An 8,884-nucleotide genomic window follows, 5' to 3' on the forward strand; every position below is an offset into this window, starting at 1 on the left:
CACGAGGGAGGCGATCGCGCTCGCGGTCGGCGCCGTCGACGGATGCGACTACTGCCAGGCCGCGCACACCGCCGCGGGGCTGCGCGCCGGACTGTCGGAAGACCAGACCAAGGCGATCCGCGCGGACAACCCGGTCGCCGACAAGCTCGACGCACTACTTGCCGTCGCCCGCGGCGCGGCGAAGAACCTCGGCGAGGTGGACGACGACACCTGGCAGCACGCGGTCGACGCGAGCTGGACGGACGAGGAGCTCGCCGAGCTCTTCGCGCACGTGATCGCGAACATGTTCACCAACTACTTCAACCACTACGCACGCACCGAGCTCGACCTGCCCCCGGCACCAGCACTGCCGTAGTGCATTTCTGGTCACCGACGGGCGGGCTCGGTGTCTGCTCCAGCTGGTGTCGCAGCCGGGTCTTCTCGACCTTGCCGGTGCGGTTGCGGGGCAGCTCGTCGACGATGTGGACGTGGCTCGGCACGGCGTAGTCGGCCAGGTGCTGCTTGACCCAGCGGCGGACGGTGGTTGCGTCAATGGTTCGACCGGCTGCGGGGACGACGAAGACGGCGACGTCCTGGTAGGTCAGCGGGTTGCTGACGCCGACGGCGGCGGCCTCGGCGATGGCCGGGTGGCGGACGAGCAGGTACTCCAGCTCGACGGAGTAGATATTGTTGCCGACGCGGATGATGACGTCCTTCTTCCGGTCGAGCAGGTAGATGTAGCCCTCGTCGTCGACGCGGGCGTAGTCGCCGGTGCGCAGCCAGCCGTCGACGATCGCTGCCTTGGTTGCCTCCGGGTCGCGGTAGTAGCCGCTGGTGACCATGGGTCCGCGGATGAGCAGCTCGCCGACCTCGCCAAGCGGTAGCGTGTGGTCGTCGTCGAGGCGAGGTCGGCGCACGGCAACGCACGGCCGACCGAGCCGGGTTTGCGGGCGAACTCGCCGTCGGTGAGGCAGGTGGCGGGTGAGCGGGTCTCGGTGAGGCCGTAGCAGTCGTAGAGCCGCAGCTGTGGCATGCGTTCCCGCAGCGCGTCGATGGTGAAGATCGGCACCGGGGAGCCGCCGAACGCACCTATGCGGACGTGACCGAGGTCGGGCCAGCGGAGGCGGGGTTGCGGACCAGCAACGGCCAGATGTTGGGCACGACCATGAGGTAACTGACATTGCGGTCGCGAATCAGGTCGACGAACCCGGCCGGGTCGAAGTCCGCGACGGTGATGCTGGTGCCGCCGATGAGCATCATCGGGGCCTCCTGGGCGACGTGGGCGGTGACGTAGTAGAGCGGGAACACGAGTGCGGTGCGGTCGTCCTCGGTGAGGCCGAGCGTGCGGACGTAGGCGATAGCGGAGTGCATGGTGCCGCGGTGCACCAGCTGGCTCGCCTTCGGGTGGCCGGTCGTGCCCGAGGTGTAGATGACGCCGTACGCGTCGTCCTCGCCGGGGAACCGACGATCGGCGCAGTCGCCGCGCCACGGTGTGCGTCGCCCGGTGAGCAACTCGTCGAGCGCTCGTGCGAGGTCGTCGGGAAGCCCGGCGCGCGACACAGCGTCGCGCAGTTGGTCGAGGTACGCGGGTGCGGCGAGAGCGAGGGCGGGCTCGCTGTGGCTGAGCATCGCCGCCCACGGGTCCGCGCGCAGCCGGGTGGACAGGCCGGTGAACACGAATCCTACGCGGGCGCAGGCCCAGATCGCGACGACCATGTCGAGACCGTTAGGTGCGGCGACGGCGAGCCGGTCGCCGCGGCGCAGCCCGAGCTCGGTGAGCCGGTCGACGGCGCCCTCGACGAGCTCGGCGAACTCGCGGTACGTGACGTCGCCCTCGGCGGTCTCTAGCGCCGCGACACCGAACCGCGCGCCACCGGTGCCATGGTGCCGGTGTACTCCCCTCTCGACGAGGGCACGGATCTCGTCGAGCCAGGTGTCCCTGCCGATCGGCCTGGCACCCGCGTGGCACAGCTTGATGCCGTTGTACTGAGCAGGGGTTGTGCCTGGCCGTGAACATCTCGCACCCGGGACGCCCAGCGAGCCGCTCGCGTAGTACAGCAGGTCGGTCGACCCGAGACCGGCGTCGACCACGTCCACACCGCGCCCCGTCACGCCTCTTGCGAAGGCGGCGGCCAGCGGGCAGGAGGAGTGCCGCATGTCGTGGGCGACGATGACCGCGTCCGCACGCGTGAACCTGGCGAACGCGGCTCCGACCGCCTCGGCGCCGTCCTCGTCGAACTGTTCCGGAACGATCCCGCGGATGTCGTACGCCTTGAAGACGGCGTCCAGGTCACACATGCGGTCCTCCAGAACGCTCGCTGATCATCAGCCGACGTGCCGGAAACCCGGCGAGCGCCGAGGTTCCTTCCACGAACTGCGTCGTCTCACTGACAGTCACCACCGCACCGACTCGTCGTCGGCACGCCACGCACCGGCGTCGTGAGACTGGAGGTAACGCGACATGTCGTGCGGTTCGCCGGCGGTCAGGACTTGCTGCGGCGGCGGATGCCGAGCAGCGTCAACGCCGTCACCAGCCGAAGATCATGTGTCCCATCAAGCTCATCAACGCGGTCCGGTCGACCGCGAACAGCGGCATGCCAAGACGCGCCGGCATCAACAACAGCGGACCGATGACCCACAACAACATCCCGTACACCACGCCGCCGCACGCGCCAGGTCACCATGCGTCTCGGTGTCGGCGAGCACGAACACCGCTACCTTGGCCACGCTCACTCCCCTCATGACGAGCGCGCCGAACTCGGCGTCTACCCGTCGCGGCGGACGGCGAAACCCGAACGTGAAGTCGTACGCATGGATTGCGCGATAGCCCGAGCCTCGAGTCTGCGGTGTCTCGATCAACGCGAGCGTGCTCAGTCCCGTGCCACAACCCGCATCGAGAACGCCCTGTCCGTTTCCCACCGCACCCGATGACGGCAGCACGGCCCGCAGGCCCTGCCCGTACCGAAATACCGCGGCATAGGCGATGTACGCCCCCGTCCATCGCATACAGGTCCTGGACGTCCCTTGTCACGGGGTGGTTTCACTTCTTGCCGAAGCGGCGGAGGCGGAGTGAGTTGGTGACGACGCTGACCGAGGAGAATGCCATCGCGGCGCCGGCGATGATCGGGTTGAGCAGGCCGAGCGCGGCGAGCGGGATCGCGGCGGTGTTGTACCCGAATGCCCAGCCGAGGTTCTGGTAGATCGTCCGCAGTGTGCGCCGGGACAGTCGGATCGCGGTGACCACGCCGGTGAGGTCGCCGGACATCAAGGTGATGTCGGAGGACTCGATGGCGACGTCGGTGCCGGTGCCGATAGCGATGCCGAGGTCTGCCTGCACCAGCGCGGGTGCGTCGTTGATGCCGTCGCCGACCATCGCGACGACGCGGCCGTCGGTCTGTAGCCGCTGTACCTCGGTGACCTTGTCCTCGGGTAGCACCTCCGCGAGTATCCGGTCGATGCCGACCTGCGCGGCGATCGCCTCGGCGGTGCGCCGGTTGTCGCCGGTGATCATGGCGACCTCGAGACCCATGCCGTGTAGCTGCGCGACGACGTCACACGCGTCGTCCTTGAGCAAGTCGGCGACGCCGAGCACGCCGCGTACCGCGCCGTCCCAGCCGGCGTACACCGCGGTGCGTCCCTCGGTCTCGAGCTCCGTCGCACTGTCCGCCAGGTCGTCCGGCAGCGCGAGCCCGTGGTCGTCGATCAGCTTCCGTCGACCGACGTACACGGTGGTGTCGTCGACGCGTGCATGCACGCCGTGGCCGGCTGTCGCACGGAAGTCGGTCGCCTCGGGCACCTCGATGCCCCGGTCGCGGGCACCTGCCACGACGGCGCGGCCGACCGGGTGCTCCGAGCCCGCCTCGACCGCGGCTGCCAGACGCAGCAACCGCTCGGAGTCCACGCCGGACCCCGGGCGGACGTCGGTGAGTCCCATCTCGCCGCGGGTGAGCGTGCCGGTCTTGTCGAAGACGACGGTCCGGATCCGCTTCGACCCCTCGAGCACCTCACCGCCCTTGACGAGCACCCCCATGTCCGCGCCGCGGCCGGTGCCGACCATGATCGCCGTCGGTGTCGCCAGGCCGAGCGCGCACGGGCACGCGATGATCAGCACCGCGACCGCGGCGACCAGACCCGCCACCGGGTCACCCGCGAGCAGCCACCAGCCGGCGAAGGCGAGCACCGCGATGCCGATCACGATCGGGACGAACACCGCGGAGATGCGGTCGGCTAGTCGCTGCACCGGCGCCTGGCTGCCCTGGGCTTCCTCGACCAGACGCACGATCTGCGCCAGTGCGGTGTCCTTGCCGACCCGGGTCGCGCGCACGGTGAGCACACCGTCGGTGTCCAGCGTCGCGCCAGCGACGGTGTCGCCGACGCTCTTCGCGACGGGTACGGACTCGCCGGTGAGCATCGACTCGTCCACCGCCGCCTGCCCGGAAGCCACCTCGCCGTCCACGGGGATCTTCTCACCTGGTCGCACGCGCAGCACGTCGCCTACGGCAACCTGTTCGACCGGCACCATGCGCTCCTCGCCGTCGACCACCACCTGGGCCTGCTTGGCGCCGAGCTCGAGCAGCTTCTGCAGCGCCGCCGACGCGCGCCCCTTCGCACGCGCCTCGAAGTACCTGCCGAGCAGGATGAACGCGATGATCAACGCCGCGGTGTCGAAGTACAGATGCAGACCGCCAGCGAGCAGCTCGTAGGTGGAGTACGAGAACGCGGCCAGCGTGCCCAGCGTGATCAGCGTGTCCATGTTCGCGGCGAAGGACCGCACACGCTCCGCCGCGGCACGCAGGAACGGCCAGCCGGCGACGAACTGCACCGGCACGGTGAGCGCGAACATGGTCCACCTTGCCCACGGCTGGTCCATGACGGTCAGACTCAACCCGAGCACTACCAAAGCGAGCGGCCAGGCCAGCCACAGCCGACCCAGTGCCTGCCGGCGCTCCCGCGCGTGCGCGTCACCCGCCTCGACCTCCTCGGCCACCGGCGCGGCGTGGTACCCGATGCGCTCGACGGCGCTCTCCAACTCCGCCAGGGACACCGCCCCCGGGTCGTAGTCGACGCTGGCACGTGCGGTCGCGAAGTTGACCGTGGCCTCGCGCACACCGGGCTGCTTCGCGAGCGTCTTCTGCACCCGCACCGCGCACGACGCACACGTCATGCCCTCGACGTCGAGAGCGAGCCGGTCGGGTTCTGCGCCATCCGTCCTGGTCGCGTCTTCCGCGTCAGGGAGCTTCGCCCGCTCGGCCACCTATCCCACCTCCGTCATATGTTGGCGGGAACACGTTCAGTCGAGCAATTATTCCACCCCTCCGGGGGTGGGTTACCGCAGGAGTCACCGACCGGCCGGGGTGGGCTTCATCGAGCGCGATTCGCCTACTGACAGATGGCGCGACCCGGAGGTCCCTGGTGACGTGTCGGGTTGCGCCCGGCCTCGCCGTCGTGTGGTGGTCCAGGACGGCTCAGGCGGTTCAGTTGGTCCGTGGAGTTCGCACCAGTGTGCGGATGTACCGCAGTAGCGGGTCGCCGAGTGAACACGCAGGCGAAGTCTCGCCTCGGAACAGGGCCATTGTCGACACCACGGCGATCGGTGCATCAATTGACTGGTGAGGCTGGACGACAATGCCGAGTAGATCGGAAGCCGACCCGGTACGTTTACGGATCTCCGCAACACAGTCTGGCACAGCTGCCTCAAGGCCCCGGGGGCTACGGTCTATGGAAACCCGAGAAGTGGTGTCTGCACGATGACTTCGCCGGTATTCGGTTTGTTCGGCGGCGACGGTGCCTCGTCGGGCTCGCCGAAGAGAGCGCCCACACTGATCAACAGTACCGCGATTGCCGTTAGCAGTAGCCCTGACCAGGCGCGGCCAGCGGATCGCGTTAGATCCCCCGCTGGGCGCATGGTGGACAGCGCGTGGACCAGTTCGGGATCCTCGGTTCGCAGTCGCTGCTCAACATCAGCGAGCAGACGCCGTTCCTGAGCGCTCAGGGCCATCGCGGCACGGCTCCTCTTCGTCTAGTCGTGCGAGAAAGTGGTTTGTGCGTGAGTCACCAGGCACGACTTGGGGAGACCCCAGCGTCCGCGCCTTTTCTCTCCCGAGCTGCCCTTCCCGTAATCATTGTTCGTTGACTTGGGTGTAGGTGAGATGGCGTGCCACGGGATAGGCGGAGCCGTCAGCTTCAGCGTAGGGCGCGGCGAAGAACGAGCTGCGCTCGGTGTGCTGTGGTGGCGCGAGCAGCAGGTCGCGGCCGGTGGACCAGGCGATGTGGTTGGTCTCCAGAGCGCCAAACAGGCCATGCGTGCCGTACTTGGTGGCGCACGACGCGTCGGCAGGCAGCCAGCCGAGCCCGGCGATGAAGAATTCTGCCCAGCAGTGGTAGCCGCACACGTCGCAGGCCTCGCCGGTCTCGGGTGGTGCATCGAGGGCCTGGCCGAGGACGAACCGTGCGGGAATGCCGGCGGAGCGACACAGCGAGACGAACAGGGCGTGGATGTCGTTGCAGTTGCCGACCGAGCAAGCCAGTGCGTGCTGAGTGCTGCCCTTAAACGACTGCTCGGCGGCACTGTAGGTCATGGAACCGGTGACGTGGTCGTAGAAGCGTCGCGCCTGCTCCAGCGGGTTGGTCTCGTCGCCCGCGACGCTGCGAGCCAGCTCGCGCGTAGTGGCGTCCACATCGACGCACTTCTCCGGCTGCAGAGCCCGGGCGAACAGCTGCGGTGTGGCTAGCTGGCGGACCCGACCGGAGTCCACGGTCAGCCCAGGAGATGAACGCTCGATCAGGTAGCGAATCTCGAAAGGCAGCGGATCGGGCAGCGGCGCCGCGCAGGCATGAAACATCACGTTGCCGAACTCAGTCTCTCGGGTCAGCTGCCAACAGATGCCCGAGGAGTCCGCCATGTCCAGCACTCGCTGGTGCGGCGTGTCGGTGATGACAGGACACCAGACCTGCAGCCGGTGCACGTCCTCGGCCGGTGGGCCGATCGTGAAGCCGTCGATGATCTCATAGCGGGTACGTGTTTGCGTGGCGCTTGTTTCCAGGGTGGTCATCTGGGCCCCCCGGCTCCAACGCGGGACTGAATGGTGTCGGGCTGGGCAGTCCCGGAGGTGACAGATAGCCCGGCCGCGAGCCAGCCGGCGAATCCACCATCGAGTCGGCGTGCAGTGGTGCCGTGTGGACGGAGAATGTCCAAGGCGTCGTAGGAGTACACGCAGTACAGGCCCCGGCAGTAGGCCACAACCTCGTGACCCATGGGAACCTCATCGAGCCGTTCTCGCAGTTCGGCAATCGGAATGTTGATCGCGCCGGGTACGTGCCCGGCGGCGTATTCGTCGGTATCCCGTACGTCCAACACGACGACCGAGCCCTCGCGCAATCGCGCCATCAACTCGTCGCGGGTCACAGGCTCCAGCAGGTCACGGCCCGAGTAGTAGGTGCGGACCAGGCGATCCATCTCGGCGAGGTTGCGTTCGGCGAGCTGGCGCACCGTATTGATCAGGGTCAACACTTCGATGTCGGCGACAGCGTAGACGACCCGCTTGCCGGACTTGCGGCGCGTGACCAGCCCGCTTCGCCGCAGGTGCTGCAGGTGCTGGGAGGCGTTCGCGACCGACAAGCCCGTCGCCGCAGCCAGCGCTTCGACTCCCCGCTCCCCCTGGATCAGGACGTACAACAGTCCCAGACGATGATCACTGGAAAGAGCGCGGCCAATCGTGGCGAGCTGCTCGAACGCCAGCTCTCTGGGACCCGACACCGCCAACTCCCATCATTCAATAGTTCCCTTGAACTATTGAACAAACTGCGCTTGGTGTCAAGGCTTCCGCGGCGCCGTACCGGCGACGCGAGAACGCGTGCGGGTGCGCTTGACTGGTCCCGTGTGACGAGGGAGACGGATATGAGCGGACCACAGAGAACGGTGGCGTACAACTACGCGCACTTCGACGAGCACATCGCCGACGGGAGGGAGCGTGCCGCGGCGGACGCGTTCCGGAGCTCGTTTCGCGTGCGCGAGCCCGCCGAGGACTTCGCGTCGTTCCGGCTTGACGGCGACGCGCGGGTTCGGCTCGCCGACCTGTGGCGATCGAAGCCGCTGGTAATGGAGTTCGGCTCGTTCACCTGACCGTACTGCTCCGCAGAGGGTCCTCTGCTCGACGCGGCGGCCGACCGGCGCCCCGAGGCCACCTGGGTCTTCGTCTACACTCGTGAGGCGCATCCGGGGGAGGACGTGTCGCACCATGACAGTTTCGAGCGCATGCTCGCGCACGCCCGGTTGCTGCACGACGAGATCGGTATCCGCCGACCGATCCTGGTCGACGATCTCTCCGGCACCGCGCACCGCAGGTACGGCGAGATGCCGAACATGACCTGGATCGTCGACCGCGGCGGCCGGGTCGTCTACAAGGCGAACTGGACCAGCGCGGCCAACGTGGAAGGCTTCCTCGGTCGGTTCCTCACATCCCGCGGACACCGCGAACCTGGCACGCCACAGGCGATGTACGGGACAGAGCAGATCGAGTTCCGCGACACGGATCGCAAACGGTTCTACGGGCACCTTCGACGCAACGGCTCCCGGGCGGTCGAGGAGTTCGACAACGCGGTGAAGCTGTGGCGCCGACCTCGGTGATCACGAGGCGGGAGCGCCTTGTCGGTTGGAGGACTCGAACTCGTTGGCCGACGAGTGGCGCCCGAACCCCGCTGTGGACCCGGCCACTCGATCCGCTCACGCCCTGTTCCCATCTCACCCCTTCGCGGTGTCGTCGCGTGCCCTAGATGAGTGATTCCTTGAAGGGTGTGGTCGGCGCGGCTGCGGAGACGTGGGGCGGAGGGTGTTCAAGATCGATGTGTGACCAAAGAACTGAACACCCTCCTGACAGCACTGTATGTGGTGGTCGACGATCACGTG

9 protein-coding genes are annotated in these 8,884 nt (G+C 67.8%); 3 read left to right on the forward strand and 6 right to left on the reverse strand.

The genetic code is table 11. The features are described 5' to 3' along the window. Positions 1-355 (forward strand): carboxymuconolactone decarboxylase family protein (locus GEV07_29870; protein ID MQA06728.1); only part of this gene is annotated, 355 nt, incomplete at its 5' end. Here GEV07_29870 and GEV07_29875 read toward each other — a convergent pair. The 6 genes from GEV07_29875 to GEV07_29900 form a co-directional block, all read right to left on the reverse strand. Then, entirely contained in the window at positions 300-1,160 is an 861-nt protein-coding gene (locus GEV07_29875) for an AMP-binding protein (protein ID MQA06729.1), read from the reverse strand. The genes GEV07_29870 and GEV07_29875 overlap by 56 nt on opposite strands. Further along, positions 1,069-2,277: an AMP-binding protein gene (locus GEV07_29880; GenBank protein ID MQA06730.1), complete on the reverse strand. Its 1,209-nt coding sequence runs from the start codon at positions 2,275-2,277 to the stop codon at positions 1,069-1,071. The genes GEV07_29875 and GEV07_29880 overlap by 92 nt, the downstream gene beginning before the upstream one ends. A 742-nt stretch (positions 2,278-3,019) precedes the next feature. Continuing rightward, positions 3,020-5,143 carry a heavy metal translocating P-type ATPase gene (locus tag GEV07_29885; GenBank protein ID MQA06731.1) on the reverse strand — a complete coding sequence of 708 codons (2,124 nt, stop codon included), beginning with the start codon at positions 5,141-5,143 and terminating at the stop codon, positions 3,020-3,022. A 552-nt stretch (positions 5,144-5,695) separates the two neighbouring features. Continuing rightward, positions 5,696-5,977: a DUF3040 domain-containing protein gene (locus tag GEV07_29890; protein ID MQA06732.1), complete on the reverse strand. Its 282-nt coding sequence runs from the start codon at positions 5,975-5,977 to the stop codon at positions 5,696-5,698. Between the two features lie 121 nt (positions 5,978-6,098). Beyond that, positions 6,099-7,031 (reverse strand): transglutaminase family protein, encoded by a 933-nt coding sequence (locus tag GEV07_29895; GenBank protein MQA06733.1) that lies wholly within the window; start codon positions 7,029-7,031, stop codon positions 6,099-6,101. After that, positions 7,028-7,735: a metalloregulator ArsR/SmtB family transcription factor gene (locus GEV07_29900; protein MQA06734.1), complete on the reverse strand. Its 708-nt coding sequence runs from the start codon at positions 7,733-7,735 to the stop codon at positions 7,028-7,030. Before GEV07_29900 ends, GEV07_29895 begins: the two co-directional genes overlap by 4 nt. A 141-nt stretch (positions 7,736-7,876) precedes the next feature. On the opposite strand from GEV07_29900, the gene GEV07_29905 reads away from it, so the two are divergent. Next, the gene (locus GEV07_29905; GenBank protein ID MQA06735.1) at positions 7,877-8,101 is read left to right on the forward strand and encodes a hypothetical protein; all 225 of its coding nucleotides are present in this window, start codon (positions 7,877-7,879) and stop codon (positions 8,099-8,101) included. A 132-nt stretch (positions 8,102-8,233) separates the two neighbouring features. Next, entirely contained in the window at positions 8,234-8,605 is a 372-nt protein-coding gene (locus GEV07_29910; protein ID MQA06736.1) for a hypothetical protein, read from the forward strand. The last annotated feature ends 279 nt before the right edge of the window (positions 8,606-8,884 follow it).

This window comes from Streptosporangiales bacterium (assembly GCA_009379825.1).
Classification (GTDB): domain Bacteria; phylum Actinomycetota; class Actinomycetes; order Streptosporangiales; family WHST01; genus WHST01.

Coding starts and splice junctions, on each gene's coding strand:
- GEV07_29875 (MQA06729.1), bottom strand. CDS start 1,160: ATGTCAGTTACCTCATGGTCGTGCCCAACATCTGGCCGTTGCTGGTCC.
- GEV07_29880 (MQA06730.1), bottom strand. CDS start 2,277: ATGTGTGACCTGGACGCCGTCTTCAAGGCGTACGACATCCGCGGGATC.
- GEV07_29885 (MQA06731.1), bottom strand. CDS start 5,143: ATGACGTGTGCGTCGTGCGCGGTGCGGGTGCAGAAGACGCTCGCGAAG.
- GEV07_29890 (MQA06732.1), bottom strand. CDS start 5,977: ATGGCCCTGAGCGCTCAGGAACGGCGTCTGCTCGCTGATGTTGAGCAG.
- GEV07_29895 (MQA06733.1), bottom strand. CDS start 7,031: ATGACCACCCTGGAAACAAGCGCCACGCAAACACGTACCCGCTATGAG.
- GEV07_29905 (MQA06735.1), top strand. CDS start 7,877: ATGAGCGGACCACAGAGAACGGTGGCGTACAACTACGCGCACTTCGAC.
- GEV07_29910 (MQA06736.1), top strand. CDS start 8,234: ATGCTCGCGCACGCCCGGTTGCTGCACGACGAGATCGGTATCCGCCGA.